This window comes from Geothrix sp. (genome assembly GCF_049292215.1).
In the GTDB taxonomy this organism is placed as follows: domain Bacteria; phylum Acidobacteriota; class Holophagae; order Holophagales; family Holophagaceae; genus Geothrix.
The window spans coordinates 53,336-76,958 of sequence record NZ_JBATQW010000035.1 but is presented as its reverse complement, the minus strand read 5'-3'; the positions used below and the strand labels follow the sequence as shown (position 1 = coordinate 76,958).

General features: G+C 64.9%; 19 protein-coding genes and 2 tRNA genes. 16 read left to right on the top strand and 5 right to left on the bottom strand.

All coding sequences use genetic code 11. The annotated features are described in order from the left end of the window. Nucleotides 1-30 precede the first annotated feature (30 nt). Together WAS25_RS06540 and WAS25_RS06535 are read right to left on the bottom strand one after the other, a co-directional pair. Complete coding sequence (locus tag WAS25_RS06540) at nt 31-2,271, bottom strand: LptF/LptG family permease (protein WP_422310715.1); 2,241 nt, start codon at nt 2,269-2,271, stop codon at nt 31-33. A 74-nt stretch (nt 2,272-2,345) separates the two neighbouring features. Then, nucleotides 2,346-3,224 carry a KpsF/GutQ family sugar-phosphate isomerase gene (locus WAS25_RS06535; protein ID WP_422310714.1) on the bottom strand — a complete coding sequence of 293 codons (879 nt, stop codon included), beginning with the start codon at nt 3,222-3,224 and terminating at the stop codon, nt 2,346-2,348. Between WAS25_RS06535 and WAS25_RS06530 the strand changes: the two genes are divergently transcribed. Together WAS25_RS06530 and WAS25_RS06525 are read left to right on the top strand one after the other, a co-directional pair. Beyond that, nucleotides 3,207-3,992, top strand: coding sequence for an LON peptidase substrate-binding domain-containing protein (locus tag WAS25_RS06530; protein ID WP_422310713.1), 786 nt, complete (start codon nt 3,207-3,209; stop codon nt 3,990-3,992). The two genes, WAS25_RS06535 and WAS25_RS06530, sit on opposite strands and share 18 nt — an antisense overlap. A 36-nt stretch (nt 3,993-4,028) precedes the next feature. Next, nucleotides 4,029-4,104, top strand: a tRNA-Ile gene (locus WAS25_RS06525). 107 nt (nt 4,105-4,211) lie between these two features. On the opposite strand, the gene WAS25_RS06520 is transcribed toward WAS25_RS06525, so the two are convergent. After that, complete coding sequence (locus tag WAS25_RS06520; protein WP_422310712.1) at nt 4,212-4,928, bottom strand: FadR/GntR family transcriptional regulator; 717 nt, start codon at nt 4,926-4,928, stop codon at nt 4,212-4,214. Nucleotides 4,929-5,106: 178 nt separating this feature from the next. Here WAS25_RS06520 and WAS25_RS06515 point away from each other — a divergent pair, with 178 nt between their 5' ends. From WAS25_RS06515 to WAS25_RS06480, 8 genes are all read left to right on the top strand, one after another. Then, a complete protein-coding gene (locus WAS25_RS06515; protein ID WP_422310711.1) occupies nt 5,107-6,870 on the top strand; it encodes an L-lactate permease in 1,764 nt (587 codons plus the stop codon). 99 nt (nt 6,871-6,969) lie between these two features. Then, on the top strand, nt 6,970-9,810 hold the full coding sequence (locus tag WAS25_RS06510) for an FAD-binding and (Fe-S)-binding domain-containing protein (protein WP_422310710.1): 2,841 nt from the start codon (nt 6,970-6,972) through the stop codon (nt 9,808-9,810). An 11-nt stretch (nt 9,811-9,821) separates the two neighbouring features. Then, complete coding sequence (locus WAS25_RS06505; RefSeq protein ID WP_422310709.1) at nt 9,822-10,385, top strand: LutC/YkgG family protein; 564 nt, start codon at nt 9,822-9,824, stop codon at nt 10,383-10,385. Further along, nucleotides 10,382-12,514 carry an L-lactate dehydrogenase (quinone) large subunit LdhH gene (ldhH, locus tag WAS25_RS06500; protein WP_422310708.1) on the top strand — a complete coding sequence of 711 codons (2,133 nt, stop codon included), beginning with the start codon at nt 10,382-10,384 and terminating at the stop codon, nt 12,512-12,514. The genes WAS25_RS06505 and ldhH overlap by 4 nt, the downstream gene beginning before the upstream one ends. Beyond that, entirely contained in the window at nt 12,423-13,286 is an 864-nt protein-coding gene (locus tag WAS25_RS06495) for a (Fe-S)-binding protein (protein ID WP_422310707.1), read from the top strand. Before ldhH ends, WAS25_RS06495 begins: the two co-directional genes overlap by 92 nt. After that, the gene (locus WAS25_RS06490; RefSeq protein WP_422310706.1) at nt 13,276-14,709 is read left to right on the top strand and encodes a LutB/LldF family L-lactate oxidation iron-sulfur protein; all 1,434 of its coding nucleotides are present in this window, start codon (nt 13,276-13,278) and stop codon (nt 14,707-14,709) included. The genes WAS25_RS06495 and WAS25_RS06490 overlap by 11 nt, the downstream gene beginning before the upstream one ends. Further along, entirely contained in the window at nt 14,702-15,364 is a 663-nt protein-coding gene (locus WAS25_RS06485; RefSeq protein WP_422310705.1) for a LutC/YkgG family protein, read from the top strand. The genes WAS25_RS06490 and WAS25_RS06485 overlap by 8 nt, the downstream gene beginning before the upstream one ends. Before the next feature lie 36 nt (nt 15,365-15,400). Next, a tRNA-Met gene (locus WAS25_RS06480) sits at nt 15,401-15,477 on the top strand. Nucleotides 15,478-15,631: 154 nt separating this feature from the next. On the opposite strand, the gene WAS25_RS06475 is transcribed toward WAS25_RS06480, so the two are convergent. Continuing rightward, nucleotides 15,632-16,537: an abortive infection family protein gene (locus tag WAS25_RS06475; protein ID WP_422310704.1), complete on the bottom strand. Its 906-nt coding sequence runs from the start codon at nt 16,535-16,537 to the stop codon at nt 15,632-15,634. Between WAS25_RS06475 and WAS25_RS06470 the strand changes: the two genes are divergently transcribed. After that, complete coding sequence (locus WAS25_RS06470; RefSeq protein ID WP_422310703.1) at nt 16,529-16,747, top strand: hypothetical protein; 219 nt, start codon at nt 16,529-16,531, stop codon at nt 16,745-16,747. The two genes, WAS25_RS06475 and WAS25_RS06470, sit on opposite strands and share 9 nt — an antisense overlap. Here the strand turns inward: WAS25_RS06470 and WAS25_RS06465 are convergent. Next, the gene (locus WAS25_RS06465; protein ID WP_422310702.1) at nt 16,737-17,033 is read right to left on the bottom strand and encodes a hypothetical protein; all 297 of its coding nucleotides are present in this window, start codon (nt 17,031-17,033) and stop codon (nt 16,737-16,739) included. The genes WAS25_RS06470 and WAS25_RS06465 overlap by 11 nt on opposite strands. A 405-nt stretch (nt 17,034-17,438) precedes the next feature. On the opposite strand from WAS25_RS06465, the gene WAS25_RS06460 reads away from it, so the two are divergent. The 5 genes from WAS25_RS06460 to WAS25_RS06440 all read left to right on the top strand — a co-directional run bounded on the left by WAS25_RS06460 (nt 17,439) and on the right by WAS25_RS06440 (nt 23,605). Continuing rightward, a complete protein-coding gene (locus tag WAS25_RS06460) occupies nt 17,439-17,819 on the top strand; it encodes an ArsR/SmtB family transcription factor (protein WP_422310701.1) in 381 nt (126 codons plus the stop codon). Then, nucleotides 17,816-18,085 carry a hypothetical protein gene (locus tag WAS25_RS06455; RefSeq protein ID WP_422310700.1) on the top strand — a complete coding sequence of 90 codons (270 nt, stop codon included), beginning with the start codon at nt 17,816-17,818 and terminating at the stop codon, nt 18,083-18,085. The genes WAS25_RS06460 and WAS25_RS06455 overlap by 4 nt, the downstream gene beginning before the upstream one ends. Nucleotides 18,086-18,157: 72 nt before the next feature. After that, the gene (locus WAS25_RS06450; RefSeq protein ID WP_422310699.1) at nt 18,158-19,333 is read left to right on the top strand and encodes a TolC family protein; all 1,176 of its coding nucleotides are present in this window, start codon (nt 18,158-18,160) and stop codon (nt 19,331-19,333) included. Continuing rightward, on the top strand, nt 19,330-20,463 hold the full coding sequence (locus tag WAS25_RS06445; RefSeq protein WP_422310698.1) for an efflux RND transporter periplasmic adaptor subunit: 1,134 nt from the start codon (nt 19,330-19,332) through the stop codon (nt 20,461-20,463). The genes WAS25_RS06450 and WAS25_RS06445 overlap by 4 nt, the downstream gene beginning before the upstream one ends. Further along, complete coding sequence (locus tag WAS25_RS06440) at nt 20,453-23,605, top strand: efflux RND transporter permease subunit (RefSeq protein ID WP_422310697.1); 3,153 nt, start codon at nt 20,453-20,455, stop codon at nt 23,603-23,605. The genes WAS25_RS06445 and WAS25_RS06440 overlap by 11 nt, the downstream gene beginning before the upstream one ends. The last annotated feature ends 18 nt before the right edge of the window (nt 23,606-23,623 follow it).

Below are 23,623 nucleotides of genomic sequence, written 5' to 3'. Positions count from 1 at the left end.
CCAAAGCCCCGTCTAGAAGGTCACTCACGGTCAGGTCCTAAGTCGGCGCAGGCGGAGGAGGGAGATCGAGAGGAGCAGGAGCAGGGGGGCGGCAACCCCCCAATAGGCCGGGATCTCCGAGGCCCGGGCCGCCCCGCCGAAGAGGGTCTGTAGGCCGAGGAACACCAGGCCCGCCACCAACCCGGCACCCATGGCCTGCCCCCGACCCTGCCTGGGCCCGGGAAAGGCGAACGAGAGCATGGCCAACACCAGGCAGGGGCCCGCCAGCCAACCCAAAATGCGGCTCCAGAGCATGTATGCGCGCTCTGGATCCGGTGCCCACATCTGCCAGCGGGCCAGGTCGAGGGTCTGGGCCTCTTCTGCGCTGGCTGAGCTTCGGAGGGCCCGGGCAGGGAAGAGCCGCTCTGCGGGTGGTCCCTGGATGAGCTGTGAACCACCCCAGGCCAGGGCCTCGGAATGGGTCTCGCCGATCCGCCAGCGGAGAAGAATCGGGGCCTCACCCGGTGACTTGAGCGGAAAGCCCCACCGTTGCTCGGCCTGAAGATGCCAGAGGACGCCCGTGGAGCCGAGGTAGAGCCAGGGGCGTGAGGAGAATTGGCCCTCAGGCCGATTTAGGATTTGCCTGTAAAGCTGGTTAGCTTTCGTCATAGCTCTTGGAGCTAAGCCGACCTGAAGCACCAGCGTGAGGGCTGCGACCAGGCCCCAGGCCCAACGACTGCTCCACAACCAGCGCAGTAGGCTGACGCCCCCCGCCCGGAGTGCCAGCCATTCACGGTTGAGGGCGGCCTCTGACAGGGTGAGAAGCGTGCCAAGCAGGAAGGAGATGGGTAACGCGACCACCAGGAAAGGGGGGAGATTCCAGAACCAATACTGAATAAAAACAATGAGTTGGACACCATTTTTTGACAGGTCGCCCGCTAGGCTGGCGTACTCCACAAGGAGGTTCAACACCAGCAGGCTGCCCATGGCAGAGCCCCAGTTCCGCCACCAGGCGAGGGTGGACCAATGGCGGAGAATCCCATGCCGGGTCCCCTTGCCGTGCAGCCACGCCGCGAGGGAATCCCGGCGATGTCTCAACCCTCCAAGCAGAGGTTCCCAGCTCATCCGAATGGGCCGGAGGACCAGGCTGAGGCGGCCTTCCATAGGGTTTGACCGATGGGGTTTCAGCCGTTCCCTGAGGAGCAGCCATCCGGCAAGCAGGAACAGAAACGGCAGGATGAAGAGAGGGAAAATCGTTTTAATTTTTCCATTCATCCACATGTTTTCAATGTACTTCATGAGTAGGTAGTAAAGCATGATGATGCCGAGGCTCTTGAGGATGGCTCCCCCTCGATGGAATCTGGGGTGGCCGAACCCTGTCGCGATGCCCAGCAGAAGGAGGGCAGCTGCGGCCAGGGGTAGGGTCGTGCGTCGGCAGAATTCCATGGCCGCCTTGAGTCTCAACTCCCTGATCCCAGGGGTGGTGTCCGCCAGCGTCGTCTGCGCCCGGAGGATGGTCAGCAGGGCGGCTGAGCTTTCATAGCGCAGGGGGGTGGGGGGGAGTAGCCGCGCTCCTGCCGGAATGGCAAACCGGAGGACCTGCTTCTCCTGGCTCAGGTGGACGACACTTCCATGGCCTGAAGTCTGGAAAAGCGCCCCCTGAAGGCCTGTGAGGTGAAGCTGCAACTCGGAGGAGCCATCCGGTTTGGCCTCCAGGGCATAGGTCATGCTGGAGGCCGTCAGGTGCTGAACACCCTGTGGTGTGGATTCCATGATGTGGATCTGGCCTTCGGGGGACACCCAGAAGGCTGAGTTGGGAGCCCCAGGAGGGAACCAGGGCGGCGCCCCAGGTCGGAGAAACCTCGCCTTGGCGTCTTCGGTCATCCGGACCCTCACCGTCCGCTGGAGCCGAGCTGCTGCAGGTACCAGGACGTGGGCATTCAAGGTGGCCAGGAAGACCAGCCATACAGCCATTTTGAGCCAAGGCGCGGTCCAGGTCCGGCGCCCCGCTCCCAGTCCCTGGGCGGCCACCAGCTCGGAGCCTTCCATCAGCTGCTGCGTGCCGATCAAACCACCGAGGACGGCGGCCATAGGAAGCACCAGCCCCAGGTTCTCCGGCATGGAAGTCAGCAGCATCGGCAGCAGCCAGCGTAGGGGCGCCCCCTGGGAGAAGATCTCCTTGGAAATGGTCACCATCTCCCAGGAGAGGAGAAGGAATCCATAGAACAGCAGGGCACCCAGGAATGGGGTCGCCCAGCGCCGGAGGACGTATTGAGAGAGAACGGAGCTCACTTTGGGGTCCTGATTTAGTTTCGATAATGTATATTATGTAACCCTAACTATCCAATAACGCTCGTCTGAACAACTCATAGGACCTTGGCGGCCAAGAGATCGTGGATGTGGAGGACACCGCAGGGGGTGCCCTGCCGCATCACCACAAGGAAGGTGATCTTCCGGGTCTCCATGATGCCGGCAGCCTCCAAGGCCAGGGCCTGGTCCTCAATGGTGGCGGGATTCAAGGTCATGAGCTGCTCGGCCTGGAGGTCCAGTGGGTTCCGTCCCTCCAACTCGGCCTTCTCGAGGGCGCGACGGAGGTCCCCGTCTGTGATGACGCCAACGAGTGCCGATCCTCTAAGAACACCCGCCATCCCGAGCCGCCCTTCGGTCATGGCCTTCAGGACCTGGGTGAGCGAAGCCTCAGGCCCGACGATGGGCCAAGATTCGTGCATCAAGGTCATTACTCTCAAAAGCTTGGCACCCAGACTTCCACCAGGGTGATTGAGGGCGAAGAGGTCCCGGGTGAACCCCTTCCGCTCCATCAGGCTGCCCGCCAGGACATCACCCCAGATCAGCTGGAGGGTCGTGCTGGCCATGGGGGCCAGATCGAGTGGGCACCCCTCGCCCTCGGGGAGTCGATAGGTAAAGGCCCAATCTGCCGCCTGGCCCAGGCTGCTTTCTGGCCGGGACGTGATGGCCGCAATGGGAATGCCCAGCCGGAGCAGGCTTGGAAGGAGGCGCACCACCTCCTCGCTCTCGCCGCTGTTCGAAAGCGCCAGAATGGAATCCTCGGGTGTCACCATGCCCAGGTCCCCATGCAGGGCTTCCGCGGGATGGAGGAAGAATGCAGGACAGCCGGTCGAGGCAAGGGTGGCCGCGATCTTCTGGGCGACGAGTCCCGACTTTCCCATCCCGGTCGATATGACCCGACCGCTTCTGCCCATCACCATGTGAACCCAGCCGTCCACGACCTGCGGATCCCAGGTTTCCCTCAGGTCCCGGAGGGCTTCCTGGGCCGCACCCAGCACGGCATTTCCGACCTCGAGCGCTCCTGCGGCCTCGTTCTCATCCTTCACTGTTTCGACTCCGATGCGTTGGCGAGCAAGGTGTTCATGCTACCAGCCATTCTCCCCCTCTTCCCCCTGCCCCAGGTCGTGCTGTTCCCGCAGACCTTCCTGCCGGTCCGGATTTTCGAGCCCCGTTATCAGGAGATGACGGTGGAGGTGCTGAACTCGCACCACCACCTGATCCTCACTCTGATGCGGGAGACCCCGGATCCAGGCTCCCTGGGGGAGACCGCGCCGATCTTCGAGACGGGCTGCCTGGCCGAAGTGGTGCGGGCCGAACCCCTCACTTCGGGGCGCTGGAACCTCCTTCTCCAAGGGAAGGAGACAGTGCGGATCCTGGAGGAACTCCCCGGGAAGCCCTTTCGCCAGTGCCGTTACGATGCGATCCCATTCAATGCCTCGATGCTCTGGCCCGGCCCCCATCGCCGCCATCTCATGGAATCCCTCCACGCCTACGCGGCTGCGGAAGGCATCGAGGTCCAACTCAAGGAGCTCCTGGATCTCCCGCTGGAGGATGCGGGCCGCCTGAACACCTTGGCCATGGCCCTGGACTTCGAGCCCACGGAGCGCCAGTTCCTCCTCGAGTCCGAGGATCTTCCGACCCTCGCGGACCGCATGCTGCAGCTCCTGGATTTCGCCTTGGGTGGCCGCTCCATCCGCGGGCTGTGACCCGGTAGTCCGGACTCCATTTGCTACACTGCCTCTGGCCCTGTAGCTCAGTGGTCAGAGCTGGCGGCTCATAACCGCTTGGTCGTGGGTTCGAACCCCACCGGGGCCACCATTTGCCAGGACTGCCAAATCGGACGGAATCGCCTACGGCGATTCCGTCCGAAGGGCGAGGGCACAGGACGTGCCCTAGTCACAAGGCGAGCTTGCGGCACTCCGCGCCTAAACGATCCACTTCCTCAGTTCGCCCTCCGCAAAGATCAGGTGCCCGAGCATGGCCTCCGAGGCGGCCTTTGGGGACCGGGAGCGAATGGCTTCAAGGATCTCCGAATGCTGGTCGATGATCTTCTGGGCATTCTGGATGTTGTCGTGGTAGAGCTGGCGTCGGGCCACGGAGTTGGCCTTGGCGAATTCCTCGGACACGGTCTTGAACAACTTGGTCAGCAAGCTGTTGTGTGTGGACTCGGCCACCGCGTAGTGGAATGCTGCGTCATATTCCTCACCCTTCTCTGGGTCAAGAACATTCAGCCGCTCCCGCATCTTGTCGAGCATGGCCTCGATGTGATCCAGTTCCTCCTGTGTGGCCCGCTCGGCCGCGAGCGCCGCCGTGGCCGTCTCGAAGATGCGGCGCATCTCGAACATGTCGAGGAGTGAACTTCGCTCCACGGCAAGAAACATGGCCAGGGGGCGGATGATGTCATCAGTCTCGGTGCCCCTGACAAAGGTGCCCTCGCCGGGTCGGATGTCGATGACGCCGAGCATCTCCAGGGTCCGGATGGCTTCCCGGACCGAGGCACGACTGACCTGGAACTGCTCGGCCAATTCCCGCTCCGCGAGAAGACGGTCCCCCGGCTTCAGCCTCCCATCGGTGATGAGCTGCTTGATCTGCTCCACGATCTCCTCGTAGAGCCGTTTGGTTTTGATGGGTGAGAAATCCATGGGGGTCGCTTTATGAAAAAATATAAATGTTGAAAAAAATACTACATGGAAAGTGTGATCAAAAATACCATTCTTCGCTATGGTCTGACCACTAGACCCATTGTAACCTTCGCCCAAGATCTTTTCCAAAACTCTACCCCCCCATCTTCTTCCACCCCCCCCCCCTTCTGGAGGCTGCATGACCCCCTGGACCCAAGTCTATTCCCCCGTCATGGGGAATATCTTCATTTCCGCACTGGTGGCCGCCTTGCCGGTCTTCGTGCTGCTGGGCTTCCTGGCCAAGCATGTGAAGGCCCACTATTCGGCCATCCTCGGCCTGATCACCTGTCTGGCCGTCGCCATCCTCGTCTACAAGATGCCCGCAGGCATGGCTAGCATGGCCGCCGTCCACGGCGCCCTGTTCGGTCTCCTGCCCATCGGCTGGATCGTTCTGAACGCTATCTTCATCTATGACATCACGGTGAAATCCGGTGATTTCGAGGTGGTGAAGCACTCCATCGCCGGTCTGGCCGGGGATCGCCGCATTCAGGCCCTGCTGATCGCCTTCAGCTTCGGCGCCTTCATCGAGGGCGCGGCCGGCTTCGGAACGCCCGTGGCGATTTCCGCCGCCATGCTCATAGGTCTGGGCTTCCGGCCCCTCCAGGCCGCCGGCCTGGCTCTCATCGGCAACACCGCTCCCGTGGCCTACGGTGCCCTGGGTAGCCCCCTCATCGCCTTGGCTGGCGTCACCGGCCTGGACCTGAATCTGCTCAGCGCCGCCGCGGGCCGCATCCTGCCCATCTTCTCGCTGATCGTGCCCTTCTGGATCATTTGGACCATGGCGGGACGCAAGGCCATGATGGAAGTCTGGCCCGCCTGCCTCACCGCGGGTGGCAGCTTTGCCATCGCCCAGTTCCTGGTGAGCAACTACCACGGCCCCTGGCTGGTGGACATCATCGGCGCCATCATCTCCATGCTGTCCCTGGTCGTCCTGCTGAAGGTCTGGCAGCCCAAGACCATCTGGCGCTATGAGCATGAGCGCGAAGAGGCCCATGCGGCGGTGGTCGATCAGAGCACCGGCAAGGTCGTGAAGGCCTGGATGCCTTGGGTTCTCCTGTCCGTGTTCGTGTTCGCCTGGGGCACCCCCCAAGTCAAGACCTTCCTGAATGGCGGCACCAAGACCGCACCCAACTTCCTTAGCGGCTACACGGTCAAGACCTTTGAAATCCCCAAGCTCCACAAGATGGTCATCAAGGCCCCTCCCGTGGTCGCCAAGCCCTCGGCCGAAGCCGCCGTCTGGACCTTCAACTGGCTCTCCCTCACTGGTACCAGCCTCATGCTCGCCGGCATCGTCAGTGGCCTGCTGGCCGGGTTCAGCTTCCTGGAACTGGTCAAGATCTGGGGCAAGACGGTCAATCGCGTGAAGATCTCCCTGCTGACCATCGCGGCCATGCTGGCCCTGGGCTTCGTCTCGAAGTCCGCGGGTCTGGACGCCACCATGGGCCTGGCCTTCGCCAGCACTGGTGTGCTCTTCCCCTTCTTCAGCGCCATGCTGGGCTGGCTGGGCGTGGCCCTCACGGGCAGCGACACCTCCTCCAATGTGTTGTTCGGTGGCCTCCAGAAGATCACCGCCGAGCAGCTGGGTCTGAACCCGATCCTCACCGCCGCGGCCAACACCACCGGCGGCGTCATGGGCAAGATGATCGACGCCCAGAGCCTTGTGGTGGCTTCCGTCGCCACCAACCAGCAGGGCGAGGAAGGCACCATTCTCCGCTACGTGTTCTGGCACAGCCTGGCCCTGGCCGCCATGGTTGGTGTCGTGATCTTCCTCTACGCGAAGGTCCTGCCCGCCAACTGGATGCCCCAGCAGCCCCCGCCGGCCCCAGCTGCTGTCGCGCCTGTGACCGCACCTGCCACCCCGGCTGTTCCCACAGCTGCGCCCGCCCCTGCCCCGGCCAAGTAAGCCAGCCGGGCGGATGACCGACGAATGACCTGGGTCCCGCCGACAGCCTGATCGTCGGCGGGACTTTTTCAGCCCCAAAGCAGGGAGAGGATGTTTCTCATGACCACTGCCACCGCCACTTCCCTCAGGGATTCCCTTGTCGCCATCCTGGGTCCGGACCGCGTGCTGGACCGGCCGGTGGACCTAATTGCCTTCGCCTCCGACGCCAGCTTCTACCGACTGATCCCCAAGGCTGTGGCCTTCGCGGGAAGCATCGAGGACATCCGCGGGCTCTTCCGGCTCAGCCATGAAGCGAAGATCCCCATGACCTTCCGGGCCGCAGGCACCAGCCTGTCGGGCCAGTCGGTGTCGGACGGCATCCTGGTAGAAGTGGTCCGCAACTGGCGCGGCATCCAGGTGCTGGAGGGCGGGGCCAAGGTGAAGGTCCAGCCCGGCGTCATCGGCGCCCACGTGAACCACGCCCTGAAGTTCTTCAAGGCCAAGATGGGTCCAGACCCGGCCTCCATCAACACCTGCACGGTGGGCGGCATCCTGTCTAACAACTCCAGCGGCATGTGCTGCGGGGTTACCCAGAACGCCTACCACACGCTCGAGTCGCTGACCTTTGTTCTGCCCTCCGGCACCGTGATCGATACCGCCGCCCCCGATGCTGACGCGCGCTTCCGCGAGGCGGAGCCCGAACTGGCGCAGGGACTGCTGAATCTCAAGGCCAACCTCCTGGCCAACCCAGCCCTGGCCGAGCGCATTCGGGCGAAGTACAAGATGAAGAACACGACGGGCTATTCCCTCAATGCCTTCATCGACTTCGACCGACCCGTGGACATTTTCCGCAACGTGCTGGTGGGCTCGGAAGGCACACTGGCCTTCATCGCCGAGGCCGTGCTGAAGTCCGTGCCGGACCTGCCCGTGAAGGTGACGGCCTTCCTCTTGTTTCCGGATCTGCACGCGGCCTGTGCCGCCATCATCCCGCTGCGGGATGCGGGCGCGGCTGCCCTGGAACTGCTGGATCGCGCCTCCCTTAAATCCGTCGAGAACCAGCCCGGCATCCCGCCCGCCATCAAGTCTCTGCCCGAGGGCGCCGCGGCGCTACTGGTGGAGTTCCACGGCCGTGACGAGTCCGTCCGCGCCGACCTGGAACGCACTGCCCTGGCCACCACCGCCGGCCTCAAGCTGATGGAGCCCGCCCGGTTCACCCATGACCCGGTGGAGCAGGCCCTCTTCTGGAAGATCCGCTCAGGCACCTTCCCCTCCGTGGGCGCGGTCCGCAAGCGCGGCACCACGGTGCTCATCGAGGACGTGGCCTTCCCCATCGAGAGCCTGGCGGACGCCGCCGTGGACCTCACCAAGCTCTTCGCCAAGCACGGCTACGACGAGGCCATCATCTTCGGCCACGCCAAGGACGGGAACCTCCACTTCGTCATCACCCAGTCCTTCAACGACCAGGGCGCCGTGGACCGCTACGCGCGCTTCATTGATGACGTGGTCGAGCTGGTGGTGAAGAAATACGACGGCGCCCTGAAGGCCGAGCACGGCACGGGCCGCAACATGGCCCCCTTCGTCGAGGCCGAGTGGGGCCACGAGGCCAAGGCCGTCATGGAGAAGCTCAAGGCCCTGGTGGATCCCCTGCATCTGCTGAACCCGGGGGTCATCATCAACGCCGACCCCAAGGCCCACCTGGCGGACCTCAAGCCCATGCCCGGCGTGGAGGAGGAAGTCGACAAGTGCATCGAGTGCGGCTACTGCGAGCCCAAGTGCCCCAGCCGTGAGCTCACCCTCACCCCCCGCCAGCGCATCGTCGTGCGCCGGGAGATGGCGCGCCTCGAAGCCAACCACGAGAACCCCGCCCTGCTCGCCTCCCTCACCGGGGCCTTCGACTACATGGCCGTGGAGACCTGTGCGGCTGATGGCCTCTGCGCCACGGCCTGCCCCGTGAGCATCGACACGGGCCAGCTCACCAAGCGCTTCCGCCGGGCCAGCCACAGCCGCCGTGCCCAGAAGATCGCCCTCTCCGTGGCGCGCAACTTCGCCACGGTGGAGCCGGTCATGCGGGTCGCCCTGCGGTCCGGGCACATGGTCCAGAGCCTCTTCGGGCCGAAGGCGATGCCGTTCATCACCCGGGTCATGAAGGCCTTCGGCGCCTCACACCAGTGGAGCCCTGAGATGCCCAAGGCCGCCAAGGCGCCGCTGCCCGTGACCTCCATGGAGGGCGCCCAGGCCATCTACTTCCCAGCCTGCATCTCCCGCATGATGGGCCACCTGCCCGGCGAATCCGAGGAGTTGAGCCTGGTGGAAGCCCTGGTCAAGGTCTCGGCGCGGGCCGGGGTGCCAGTCCACATCCCCCTGGACGTCGAAGGCACCTGCTGTGGCGTGCCCTTCTCCTCCAAGGGCTTTGACCTGGCGCACAAGCACACGGTAAACCACGCCATCGAGAAGTTCTGGGAGTGGAGCCAGGAGGGCCGCCTCTCCATCGTCATGGACACCAGCCCCTGCACCTACGGCGTTGTCACCAGCCGGGCCTACCTCACGCCCGAGAACCAGGCGAAGTTCGACAAGCTGAAGATCATCGACAGCACCGCCTTCGCCTACGATGTGCTGCTCCCCAAGCTACAGATCAGCCGCAAGGTAGGCTCCGTGGTGCTCCATCCGGTCTGCTCGCTCACCAAGATGAACCTGCTGCCCAAGTTGGAGGGCGTGGCCCAGGCCTGCGCCGACAAGGTCGTGGTGCCCCGCGACGCTGGCTGCTGCGGGTTCGCGGGGGACCGCGGCTTCACCCACGCCGAGCTCACCGCCTCGGCCACGAAGCATGAGGCGAAAGAAGTGAAGAGCCAGTCCTTCGACGGCTACTACGCCAGCAGCCGCACCTGCGAGGTGGGCATGACCCGCTCCACGGGCGAGGTGTACCGCAGCTTCCTCTACCTGTTGGAAGCGGCCACGCGCTGAAAGGAATCCCCATGAGTGCCACCCTCGAGGCTTTCAAGATCAGGGCCGAGGCCGTCAGTGCTGAAGTCCACCGGTTCGCCGGTCGGACGGAGGCGCTGGCCTTCGTACTGGGGTTCCTCCAGGAGACTGGGGTGTCGGACGCGCCTGGTTGCGGCGCCGTGTGGGCAGCGGGGACGTTCCTGGATGGGGCCGAAAGGGAAGCACTGAGATCCCAGGTGCCGGGCCTTGAGTTCAACGTTACCCAGGCGGCCTCGGCCGCCTCCAGGGTGGGGATCAGCCAGCTGGATTGGGCCATCGCCGGCACGGGCACCTTGGTGCAGGATGCCACGGCGGTGGACAAGCGCCTGGTGTCGACCCTGCCACCCATCCATATCGCGTTGCTCGGCACCGAGCGGATCCTCGCAGACATGGGCAGCGTGCTCGAGCGCCTCCGCCCGGAGCAGATCAACTACATCTCCTTCATCACAGGGCCCAGCCGCACCGCCGACATTGAGCGGGTGCTCACCATCGGCGTGCATGGCCCGGGGAGACTCATCATCGTCGTGGTGGATTCATTTGATCAGGTGCCCTCATGACGACCCAGTTCAAAGAATCCATCGAAACCGCCCTGCACAATCCGAACCTCACCGGCGCCTTGGGCCGCTTCTCCGAGGCCTACCGCATCGGTCGAGCCAAGGCCTATGAAGGCATCGACTTTGAGGCGGTGCGGGATCAGATCGCCGAGATCAAGTGCAGCGCCTCAGCGAATTTCGAGGCCTTGGCCGAGCAGTTCAAGGCCCAGGCGGAAGGCCGCGGCGCTAAGGTCTTCCGGACCTCCGATCCGGCCCAGGTAAAGCAATACATCCTGGATCTCGCCAAGGACAGGGGCGTGCAACGGGTCGTCAAGTCCAAGTCCATGGCCTCAGAGGAGATCCATCTCAACAAGGCCCTTGAGCAGGCCGGCATCGAAGTGGATGAGACAGATCTGGGCGAGTGGATCATCCAGCTGGCCCACCAGACGCCTTCGCACATGGTGATGCCCGCCATCCACATGACCAAGGAGGAGGTGGCCGAGGTCTTCAGCCAGGAAGTGGAGGAGGGCCAGGCACCTGATATCCCCAAGCTGGTGAAGTTCGCTCGCGCCAAGCTCCGCCCCAAGTTCCTGGCGGCCGACATGGGCATCACGGGCGCCAACATCGCCGTGGCTGAAACCGGCAGCCTGGTCATTGTCACCAATGAGGGCAACGCCCGTCTGGTCTCCACCCTGCCTCGGATCCACGTGGCCATCGTGGGCATCGAGAAGCTTGTGGCCCTGGTCAAGGACATCGAGCCGATCCTCACCGCCCTGCCCCGCAGCGCCACTGGGCAGCTGCTCACGAGCTACGTGTCCATCCTCTCGGGCCAGGTGCCCAACCCCGACGGCTCCCCCAAGGAACTCCATATCATCCTCATGGACAACCACCGCTCGGACATGGCCAAGGACCCAATGTTCAAGGAGGCGCTCCAGTGCATCCGCTGCGCCACCTGCCTGAACGTGTGCCCGGTGTTCCGGCTGGTGGGCGGCCACGTCTTCGGCAAGACCTACACGGGTGGGATCGGCACGATTCTCACGGCCTGGTTCGATGAGCTCAAGAAGGCCGATGACATCCAGGGGCTCTGCATCCAGTGCGGCAGCTGCGTGCCTTTGTGCCCGGGCAAGATCGACATTCCAGGACTGATCCTGGAGCTGAGGCGGCGCCTGGTGGTCGAAAAGGGCCAGTCCCTGGCCATGAAGGCGATCTTCGGCGTCGTGAACAACCGACGGCTGTTCCATTCCATGCTGCGCATGGCCTCAGTCACACAGAAGCCCTTCAAGCAGGGCCGGTTCATCCGGCACCTGCCCCTGTTCCTGTCGGACATGACCGACTTCCGGAGCCTGCCGGCCGTGGCGGCCGTGCCCTTCCGGGACCAGGTCAAGAGCATCGTCCAGCCCAAGGGCGGCGAGAAGGTGGCCTTCTACGCAGGGTGCCTGATCGACTTCTGCTATCCGGAGACGGGCGAATCCCTGGTGAAGATCCTGAACAAGGCCGGCATCGAGGTTGTCTTCCCTGACGATCAGACCTGCTGCGGCGCCCCAGCTCGTTACAACGGCGCCTACGAGGTGGCCGCCCAGAATGCCCGGGACAACATCAAGGCTCTCCTGGCGGAGGATGTCACCCATGTGGTCTCGGCCTGCCCCACCTGCACGGTGGCGCTGAAACACGACTTCATCGAGACCTTCAAGAGCCTGGGCGTCACGGACGCCATGGAAGCGGCCAGGACCCTCTCGGCCAAGACCATCGACTTCTCCAGCCTGGTCAAGCAGTTGGTCGATGCGGGCCGTCTGACGTTCAAGGAAGGCGAGGCCCTGGAAAAAGTCACCTACCACGACTCCTGCCACCTGAAGCGGACTCTCAAGGCCAGCGATGAGCCCCGGGAACTCCTCAAGGAAGCCGGCCACGAGATTGCCGAGATGTACGAGTGCGACACCTGCTGCGGAATGGCCGGATCCTACTCCCTGAAGCTGCCGGAGATTTCCGCTCCGATCCTTGAACGCAAACTGAAGCACATCAAGGAAACAGGGGTTTCGAAGGTCGTCATGGACTGCCCCGGCTGTGTCATGCAGATCCGGGGGGGCCTCGACAAGGACGGGGCCACCATCCAGACGACCCACACAGCCGAGCTGCTTGCAGAGCGTTTCCTGTAGGCTTGCGCCAAGACCATTGAGACCATCGAGGAGGTGCGGCGTGCGAGAGGTGTACTTCTACGGCACCTGTCTGGTTGACCTGTTCTTTCCGGACGCCGGCATGGCGGGCATCCAGCTGCTTCGCCAAGCTGGCGTGAAGGTGATCTTTCCCGAAGGCCAGACCTGCTGTGGCCAGCCAGCCTTCAACTGTGGCTACTGGGAGGAGGCCCGGGACGTGGCCCGCACCCAGGTGGCGCTGTTCCCCAAGGACCTGTCCGTGATCCTGCCCTCGGGCAGCTGCGCCGGCATGATGAAGGTCCACTACCCGGAGCTCTTCCACGGGCAACCCGACGAGGCCCAGGTGCGCGCCTTCAGCGCCCGGGTCTACGAGCTGACCCAGTTCCTGGTGGACGTGCTTGATGTGAAGCTCGAGGACCTGGGCGAGCCCGTGAAGGTCACCTGGCACAGCTCCTGCCACGCCGTGCGGGACTTGGGCCTAAAGGGCGAGCCCCAGGCCCTCATCGGCCAGCTGGCCAATGTGGAGCTGGCGCCCCTGACCCGCGAGCATGAGTGCTGTGGCTTCGGTGGGACCTTTTCTGTACGCCAGCCGGAGATCTCCGGCGTCATGTCCTGCGACAAGGCGGCGGATGCCGAAGCCACCGGCGCTTCCGTGCTGCTGTCCACGGATGGCGGCTGCCTCCTCAACGTGAACGGCACACTGGAGGCGAAGCAAAGCCCGCTCCGCGTCCAGCACATCGCCGAGTTCCTCTGGGAGCGCACCCATGCACGCTGAGACAGAAATTCTCTTCCGCGACTCAGCGTCGAAGGCCCTGCTTGATCCCCAGCTCCGGGCGAACTTCCGCAGGGCCATGGACGGCCTCATCACCAAGCGCCGGAACCAGTTCCCGGATCCCCGCGATCTCCAGGACCTGCGTAATCTCAGTACGGCAATCCGCTCGCGGAGCCTGCTTAGCCTGCCTGAATTGCTGGAGCAGTTCGAGGCCAACTGCACGAAGAACGGCATCCAGGTGCATTGGGCCGAGACCTGCGACCAAGCCAACGAGCTGATCCTGGGCATCCTCCGCTCCAAGAACGCCAAGACCCTGGTCAAGGGCAAGAGCATGGTCTCGGAGGAGATGCACCTCAACGCCTTCCTGGAGTCCAAAGGCATCGAGGCCCTGGAGTCCGACCTGGGCGAGTACATCATCCAGCTCGATGGCGAGACCCCGAGCCACATCATCATGCCCGCCATCCACAAGAACAAGGATCAGATCGCCCGGCAATTCAGCCAGAAGATCAAGGATGCGAAATACACCGAGGACGTGGACGAGCTCACCGCCATGGCCCGGAAGGTGCTCCGCGAGAAGTTCCTCCACGCCGATGCGGGCCTCTCTGGCGTGAACTTTGCCGTGGCCGAGACAGGAACCCTCTGCCTGGTGGAGAACGAAGGCAACGGTCGCATGAGCACGCACGTGCCGCCCCTCCACATCGCGGTGATGGGGCTGGAGAAGGTCGTGGCCTGCCTGGAGGACGTGGCGCCGCTCTACGCCATCCTCACCCGCTCAGCCACCGGACAGGCGGTGAGCACCTACTTCAACCTGATCAGCGGCCCGCGGGGCACGGACGAGAAGGACGGCCCCCGGGAGGTCCACCTCGTCATCCTCGACAACGGACGCTCCCGGATGTACGCCGACCCCCAGCTCCGCGCCACCCTGCGCTGCATCCGCTGCGGCGCGTGCATGAACCACTGCCCGGTCTACACCCGCATCGGGGGTCATGCCTATGAAGCCACCTACCCAGGTCCCATCGGCAAGATCCTCACGCCGCAGATGGAAGGCGTGGGCGTCCGCCACGACCTCATCCACGGGTCGAGCCTCTGTGGCGCCTGCGCTGAGGTCTGTCCTGTGGAGATCCCCATCCCTGAGATCCTGGTGCGCCTGCGCCGGGAGGCCACCCACGAGGACGTGGGCTCGAACGTGCTCGGCCGGGGGACCGGCCGGACGGCCACTGAGGACTGGGCCTGGCGCCTATGGGCTGGCGTCCTGAAGCGGCCGGCCCTCTACCGGGTCGCGGCCTGGTTCGCCACCCGCTTCGGCAAGGCCCTGCCCGCCGGAGCCCCCCTGATCAAGAACTGGACCCGCACCCGCAGCAAACCCGTTCCGGCCCGCCGCTCGCTCAGCGAGCGGATGCGCGCCGAGGGAGGCTCCCATGACTGACGCCCGCACTGCCATCCTTGGCCGGCTCCGCGCCGCCGGGGGATCAGGCCCCCTGCCAGACCTCGACACGGCCGTCCTGGAGCGCCGCCAGTGGCCCGCCGCCGAGCGGATTGAGCGCCTCCGCAAGGGCATGGAGGCCGTCCACACGGAGTTCCTCGAGGCCACCCCGGCCACCTGGCCCGCCGTGGTCCGCGCCCTCTGCGACCGCGAGGGCCTGAAGAACCTGCTCTTCGGCCCCAGCTGCGAGGCCGGGGCGGAGCTGGCCAAGGGCTGGGCACCTGGGGGCACCCAGCTGATGCCCTACGACCGGCCCGTCGAGGCCTTCAAGGATGAGCTCTTCACGGGCGTGGACGCCGGCTTCACCAGCACCGTGGGTGGCGTCGCCGAAACGGGCGGCCTGCTGCTGATGCCTGGTTCCGCCGAGCCGCGCCTCATGTCGCTGGTGCCCCCCATCCACATCGCCCTGCTGCGGGCCTCCACCATCCAGGACACCTTCTGGTCCGCCGTGAAAGCCCTGGGCTGGGGCCGCAGCCTGCCGCCCAACGCCCTGCTGATCTCCGGCCCCAGCAAGACCGCCGACATCGAGCAGACCCTCGCCTACGGCGTCCACGGCCCCAAGCGGCTCATCGTGGTGCTGGTGCAGGATCTCGCCTAGACCCCGATACACGCCCGCGCTAGACTGTCCCTTCGTGGCTGGGTAGCTCAGGTGGTTAGAGCGAGGGTCTCATAATCCCTAGGTCGGCAGTTCGAGTCTGCCTCCAGCCACCAACAATGACCCCCTAGATTGAGCAAATCTAGGGGGTTACGTCTTTCAGGCCGCACTCCGGCGCAGTGCGGCAAAGTGCTTCGCAGTGCTAAATACTGCGGAAGGGTGAACAAGAACTGAAACGCCCCCCCCCGAGCACCACCGGGGGTGGTGTGCCTACTTCCCGCTGAGCATCTCCTCCGATGTCTCCTGCATGAAGACAGCCAAGGTGGTTGCCGCCCCGACCGCCAATCTTGCGTGACGGGCACTCAGCCCTCGTGTTTGGGCAGACTTGCCATGCCCGGTGCCATAGCCATTCCGAAGCTCGGCCAACCCGTTGGAGATCGTGGCGAGGTTCATGAGCAACCTCTTGATGATGTCCGACGCGTGCACCTTCTCGGGGATGTCATCAGGGACGAGGCGTAGCTGCTTCAGCGCCGCCCGCACCAGCTTGGGGAAGTCCAGATCCTCTGGGACCACCTCCCCATGGTCCAGCAGGATGGTCTTCGCCAAGGTCTCGACCAACTCCTTGGCGGTGCCGATGGCCTGCTCGGGATCCTTCTCCAGGGCGCCCTCGATCCGCTGGATCTGCCGGTGCACATAGGCCGCGTCTGCCCGTTCCGCCATGCCCTTGGCTGCGTTAAGAGCTGGAAGGACCGGGATACCGGCGTTGCGCGGACCGTAGACCGGCAGCTCGGCCAGCGTGGCAGTGACTGCGAGTTCCCACCCCTCCCTGCGGAGGATGGGGTTGATCAGGTCCAGGATGGCGCCCACTTCGTCCGGGTTCGACCGGACCGTCGGGTGGAGCATCATGGCCAAAAAGGCCAAGAACTCGGTTTCGGGGCCGTGGAGGAGGTCGAACCGGGTGTCTGTGAATACCCAATCGTCTTCCCAGTCGTGGTTGTTGACCCTGTGCTGGAAGATGTCGCCGCTGGCATCCCGGAACCGACCATCGTGGGATGGGAGGTTTTTCATATCGTAGAGCCGCCCGAGGAAGTCCACTTCTTCCAGGCGTCCGTTGTAGCTGATCCCGCTGAGGGTCAAGGCGTCAATGACATCTCGCCGGGTGAGTTCATGGAGCACGATCGGAGCCTCCTACTGGGACAAGTCCTCAGTCTAGAGCCAGCGGAGAATCACGACACGGTCCTGAAGACCCACCACGCCCAAGGCCGGGACCACTACACCGTTAGTGATGTGGTCCAGGCGGCTGACTGGTTCAGGGGATACGGCGGGCTCGACAAGGCCCGCCGTGTCCCCCACCAGGCATCGGCTCTGGGCATGGTCAATCGGTGAGGTATTCATCCTCAGCGAGGATCGCGGAGTCCTTCGCATAGGTGATCAACTCACCCAGGGTTGTGAACCAGGATCCAGCCATGCTGGTGTAGATATCCTGCTGGTAGTAGCGACCGAGGTTGTGATACCCCTGGCTGGGGTAACGACTGACGCGGAGGACCTTCCCTTCATGAGCGAGGATCCGGTTGATCCGACGGATCAGGGCTCGTTCGGTCACGGGTTTGACCGTGGTGGGGGCACCGGTGGGGCTGGTGTCGGGGTTGGTGGGGGTGATGGTTACAGGCATGGGATCTCCTGCGGCTCGTGGCCGCGAATGGGGTGGTTGTGGGTTCCGAGGACACCTGATTGTTCCCCGTTTGAGCCAGACCACCTTGCGCCAGCTCCCATGCCTTGCATCGCCTTCAGGAGGGCGAGCGAGGGAATGTTGTCCCTCATCCAGATGATACCCAGCAGCACGTTCCAACCCTTGGACCTCCCCGATTAGGTAGGCAGGCCCCGACCTAAGTCCACCGCAGGATCACAACCCCGTCCTGAAGATCCGCGACACCCCGGGCCGGGACAACCTCTCCGACGGTGAACCCCTGGCCCCGACGGCGGAACACACTTGGGCGGCGCCCCATCTTCGTGGCCCCCATCACAAGCACAGAGCTATAACGCAGGATATTACATTGATTCGTGTAGTATCTCTTTGATGGCTAAGTCGCCCCAAAAGCTCCCCGCCTGCCCCCCCAAGGCGCCCCTCTCGGAGCGGCCTTTGCTGGGCCTGGGTGAGTCTGCTGAGCTGGCCCGGATATTTGACGTGCTTGCCTCCGACACACGGCTCCGTCTGCTTCACGCCCTGGTGCTTCTGGGCGACCCGTGCATGTCTGACCTCGCCGAAGCCGTGGGTATGAAGCCCCAGGCTGTTTCCAATCAGCTCCGGCGCCTGGTGGACCTGGGCATCCTCGCCACGCGGCGTCATGGGACCCATATCCACTACACCATCGTCGATCCTTGCGTCATCCGCTTGATGCACCATAGCCTCTGCCTCAATGAAGAAACCCGCGACCACGCGAAGTTGGACGCGTCATGAGGCGCTGGGCTGCGATCCTCCTCCTCTGCCTGGCTTCCTTCTACCTGGGCGCGACGTGCCTGGACCAGTGCGCCGAGGGTGCGAACGACGACTGTGCGCCCATCTGCCATATCTTCTGCGCAGATGGCTGTGCCACCGTCCCCGTTCCTGAAGCCCCCGTCCCGCCTGCCCCAGATCCGTTGCCGCGCCTCCGCTACGAAGCCGAGCGGGCCGAGAACCTCGTCAGCCTGGTTGTCGAACCCGAGAAGGATCCTCCCCGGGTCTGAGCGATCCGAGCTCCGAATCCACGGCTGGGCCTCGCCCTGCCGTGCCATCCACTCGAACCGACTGAGGCTCCCATGCGATCTCTCCTTCTTGGGGTGATGCCCTGCCTGCTCTTCGCGCAGGCGCCGCCACTCTCCTACGACGACATTGTCCAGCGGGCGCGAACCAGCCCCGAGCAGTTCCGGACCGAGGCCCTGCTTGCCGAGCGGCACCGGGCCCTGGCCAGCACACGCGGATTCTTGCGCGAGGGACCTGCCCTTGGCATCTCTGCCGGGCCCCGCACGAACCCCATCGCCCCGACTACTACGGACCAGACCGTGGATCTGGATTTGCCGTTGTTCTTGTCGCAGGGCACCCGGAGCCGCCTGGAGACATCCCTCGGACAAGCCGACCCCGCCCTTCGTGGCGCCGCCAAGGTCGAGGCCCGGTTCCGCCTTCGCCAAGGTTACTTGGACGCCTGGCTGGCCGAGGAGATCCTGCACCTCCGGGAGGCGGATCTCCAGACGGTGCAGGCATGGTTCAAGGCCGCACAGGTGCGACTGGAGGCCGGTGCTGACCCCGCGTTCCAGGTGACCTTGGTCGAAGGCGAACAGCTCCGCGCCCAGGCGGATCTGGACGAGGCCCGCCGCCAGCGGCTGAACGCATGGGCCGTGCTGCGGTCTCTTGCTGATGTGCCCCCAGCACCAACTGTTTTGGCGGCCCCGGGGGACGCTTCACTGCTACCCGTCGATGGCCTCCAGTCCAAGTTCGACGCCAGCGCCCTACGCCGGGCCATCCAGGATCGCTTGGATCTGGAGGAGCAAGCCCTCCGGCACCAGGAAGCCATCGCCACCAGTCGGTGGAGCCTCCGAGGCAGCTACGGCAAGGAAGGAGAAGACCGCATCGGCAAGGTGGGCTTCGCGTATCGCTTCCCCCGCCCCGGTGAAGGCCAGGCCGTCAGGCGAGAGACGGAGGCCACTTTCCAGGCCACCAAGCGTGAGCTGGAGACGGCCTTGCTGGAACTGGATGCCCGCTTCCAATCCGCCTTAGCAAGGCTTCAGACCGCCACGCCACCCCTGCCCTTCACGGGTTTTGAGCAGTCCCTCAAGGCCATCAGCTTGCGTCTCAGCGAGGGCAAGGAACGGCCTTCCGAGGCCCTTCCCATCCGCCGCCAGCTCCTGGAGGCGAAGGCCGCTTCCTTCCGCCGCCTCCACGCCGCCCACCTTTTGTCCGCCGAAGTCCAGGCCCTCACCAACGGGGTGAACCCATGAACCATGTCCTACGTCTCTCCGTGCTAACCCTCGCACTGGTGGCCACCTTTGCCTGCGACCGCAAGGCCGCCGCCCCCGCTGAAACCAAGGAGGCCCAGAAGGATGAGGCCACCCAAGGCGACGAGCATATGCACCTTCCGCTGAAGGACATCCGGGGTCTTCGCTTCCTCGTGGTCCCCGAGCCCAAGGCCGAGGGCGCGTGGTATCCCGCCGAGGCCATCGGGGACGAATCCGCCCAGGCCATCCTCAGCAGCCCGGTGAAGGGCATCGTCTCGGCGATCCAGGTCCCACCCGGTCAGCACGTCGGCGCGGGTGTCGGGTTGTTCACCATCCAGAGCCCCGAACTGGCCCGACTGAAAGCTGACTGGCTGTCCGCCAGGGCCAAGCGTGACCGTGCCGAGTCCGAACTGGCCCGCGAGCAGCGCCTCTTCGACGCCCAGGCCGGATCCCGGCGCGATTTGGAAGTCTCCAAGAGTGAAGCCGCCACAGCCCGTGCCGACGAAGAAGCGGCCCGCCTTGCCCTGGAGGCCCGAGGGCAGAACCCCGAGACCACTGGCGCCGTCCTGACCGTGAAAGCTCCGAAAGCTGGCACGGTCACCGCTTACAAGATCCAGCCCGGCCAGGGGGTCGAGGCTGGACAGGAGCTGGGTAGCTTCCAGGCCGCCTCCGCTGCCATCGCCCGCCTGGAGCTGCCGCTCCCCGCTCCGGAGAACTGGAAAACCGGCGCCATGACCGAGGTCCGCAAGGGCGACGGCCAGCGTTGGAAGGCGCGACTGGAGGGCACCCCCATGACCCTCACCACGGACACCCGGCGCCTCAGCTACCGCCTGCGCCTGCTGGGGGGTCCGCTGCCGATCCCAGGCACGCCGCTGGAGGTCCACGTGCCCCTGGCGAAGACCGTTGTCCTCCCCCAGAGCGCCCTGCAACAGGTGGAAGGCATCTGGGGCGTCTTCGTGAAGGACGGCGAGGAGGCCGTGTTCCGACCTGTCCGCCGGGGCCCTGAGTTGGGAACTGATGTGATGGTGCTCGACGGGGTGAAGCCCGCCGAGACAGTGGTGGGCGAAGGCGCCTACCTGCTGAAGTCCCTCCAGATCAAGCGGAAGAGCGGAGGGGAAGACCATGACCACTGAGCCCAATGCCAACCAGGATCCGGACATCCCCCTCGATCCAGCGATGCCCAACGATCCCTTCAAGGTTTACACACCCCAGCACCGGACCCTGATCCGCCGCTGGTTCGACTGGATGCTCCCCCGCAAGGGCTGGGTCTTCGCCCTGGCCATGGTCTGGGGAGTCGCGGGATTGGCTAGCTTCGCGACCCTGAAGCGGGATCTCTTCCCGGACCTCACGCTCCCCAGCCTCAACCTGCTGATCCAGAGCCCCGGGCGGGCCGCCACGGAGCTGGAGCTGACCGTGGCCCAGCCGGTGGAGCAGGCCATCGGCGGCCTTCCCGGCGTCAAGCGCGTGGTGAGCACCGTGCAGGCTGAGGTGGTGCAGGTCGTGGTGTCCTTCGAGGGCGACACGGATCCTTGGCGAGCCCGCCAGCTTGTGGCCGAACGCCTCGCAGGGATCATCGGCAACTTCCCCGATGGGACCCGAGCACCGCTGGTCTCCAGTGCCGCTGGGCGCCTCCAGGAGATCATGGAGATCGTGCTTGAAGGGCCCACCACGGACCCCATGAAGCTGCGGGACCATACGGAGAAGGTGATCATTCCCCGGCTTCAGGCCGTTCCCGGCGTGGCCCGCGTGGAACGCCTGGGCGGCGAGGAGCGCCAACTCCAGATCATCGTCCAGCCTGAACGAATGCGCCTACAGGGGGTGAGCCTCACCCAGATCCTCGAAGCCATGGACGGCACCAACCAGGACAGCGCCGCCGGGGTGATGGAGATCCAAGACAAGGGCTGGTTCATCACCGTGGGCAGCCTCGCGGCCCAGCCCGAGGCCGTGAAGAAGCTCCGCCTGAAGACCCCCCGGGGGACGATCCTCCTGGGCGATGTTGCTGAAGTCCGTGAAGGTGCTGGCTTCCGGCGCGGCCTCGCCCGCCACCAGGGCCACGAGGACGTGAGCCTGCGGGTCGTGCGGCAGCCCTCGGCGGAGACCCTGACCGTGTCCATGGAGACCAGGAAGGCCCTGGATGAACTTCGCCAGAGCCTCCCGGAGGGCATGGAACTGACCCTTATGTATGACCAGGGAGGACTCGTCACCCACGCCCTGAATGGCGTCACACTGGCGCTCCTGCTCGGCGGACTCTTCGTCGCCCTGGTGCTCGTGCTTCTCTTGGGGAACATCCGGGCAGCCCTCATCGTCATCGCCGTGCTCCCACTGGCCACCCTCGGGGCTGCGATCCCCCTGAGCGCCGCAGGCATGGGGCTCAATGCCATGACCTTGGGCGGCCTCGCCATCGCGGTGGGTCTGCTGGTGGACGCCGCCGTGATCATGGTGGAGAACCTCGCCCACCGGTTACATGAACACCGTGATCACATCGAACCCCGCCGGGTGGCTCTCACGCGGGCCGCCGCAGAAGTGGGGGTTCCCATCCTCACGGCGGTGCTGGTCATCCTGGCCGTCTTCATCCCCTTGCTGGCCATCGGGGGACTCGCGGGCAGGCTCTATGCCCCCCTGGCTGTGGCCATCGCCACCGCGATGACCCTCAGCCTAGTGCTGAGCTTCACGCTCGTCCCGGCGCTCGTGGAGCGGTTCCTGCCCCCCGGTTCCATGCTGGAGGAGCCCAGGCCCGTGAAGGCCATCAAGGCCATCTACAAGCCCGGCCTGGAGTGGGCCATGAAGCACGGGGTGCTGGTGCAGATGGCGTTCCTGGGGTTGACGATCCCCAGCCTGTGGCTGGCGATCAACCTGGGGAGCAACTTCCTGCCCACCCTGGACGAGGGCGCCCTGCTCCTGAACAGCATCCTGCCAGCGGAGACGAGCCTGGCCGCCGTGGACGAGGCCAACTTCCAACTCGAACAGAAGCTGGTCAAGCTCCCCGGTGTCTCCTCGGTCTACCGCCGAACTGGACGATCCGAACTAACCGAAGATCCCATGCCTCACACGATCTCCGACGTGTTGGTGGTGCTGGACGGGTCCAAGCGAACCGCTGATGTTCAGAAGGAAGTGGCAGAAATCTCTGAAGAGCTGCCCTATCCGGTGGAGCTGACCACACCCATGCAGATGCGCATCGCTGAAGGCATCGGGGGCACTCCGGCGGACATCCAGATCAAGCTCTTCCACCCGGACCTGGGGGCCCTTCAGACCCAGCTCCCCGGCATCCAGGAAGTCTTGGCCAAGGTGCCGGGCGTGGCGTCGGTCACCCCCGAGGGCGCGGGATCGCTCCCAAAGTGGACCGTGGTGCCCGACGAGGACGCCCTGCGTCGTCTGGACGTGCCTCGGATGCTGATTGTGAAGACTCTGAGGACAGCCCTGCAAGGCATCGACACTGCGCCTCGCTTCGACGGCCCCCAGCGCATCGAACGGATCGTCCGCTTCCCGGACGATGGCCGCACCAGCCCCGAGACCCTCAAGCGTCTGCCCTTGGTGCTGGACGATGGCCGTGTGGTGGAGCTGGGTCAGGTGGCCCGCTTCGACGAGGCCAGCACGCCCAGCTTGATCCGTCGGGAAGCGGCCCAGCGGCGTCTGGCCCTGAACGTCCGCACCAAGGGCGACCTCGGTGGCACGGCGGATCGCCTGGAGAAGGCCCTGAAGGGCATCACGTTGCCCAAGGGCACCGTCGTGAAGCTGGGCGGCAAGATCGAGGATGCCCGGGAGACCCAGAAGCGCCTGATGGTGGCCATCGGAGCCGCCCTGGCCCTCGTGGTCGGCCTGCTCTACCTAGCCCTCGGTCGATGGCGGGAAGTCCTCGTGGTCGTGCTCACCATGCCCAACGCCTTCGCCGGTGGCCTCATCGCCCTCTGGCTGGCAGGGGAGACCTGGAACATCAGTTCCATCGTGGGGGTGATCGGGCTCTTCGGTGTGGCGGTGCAGAACAGTCTGGTCCTCATCTCCCAGGCCAAGCACCTCATAGCTGCGGGGATGCCCTTCCATGAGGCCATCAAGGAAGCCAGCCTGGGTCGTGTGCGCCCCAAGCTAATGACCGCCGGGAGCGCCATCCTCGGCCTCATGCCCATGCTGCTCGGCATCGGCGGCAGCGAACTTGAACGCCCCCTTGCCATCGTCATGGTGGGCGGGCTCATCACCAGCACCCTGTTCACCCTACTGGCGTTGCCGAGCTTCTACGCCTGGGTGGGGAAGCCGAAGGAAAGGCGAGATGCCATGTCCTAGCGCCACGCGGTCTGGGGT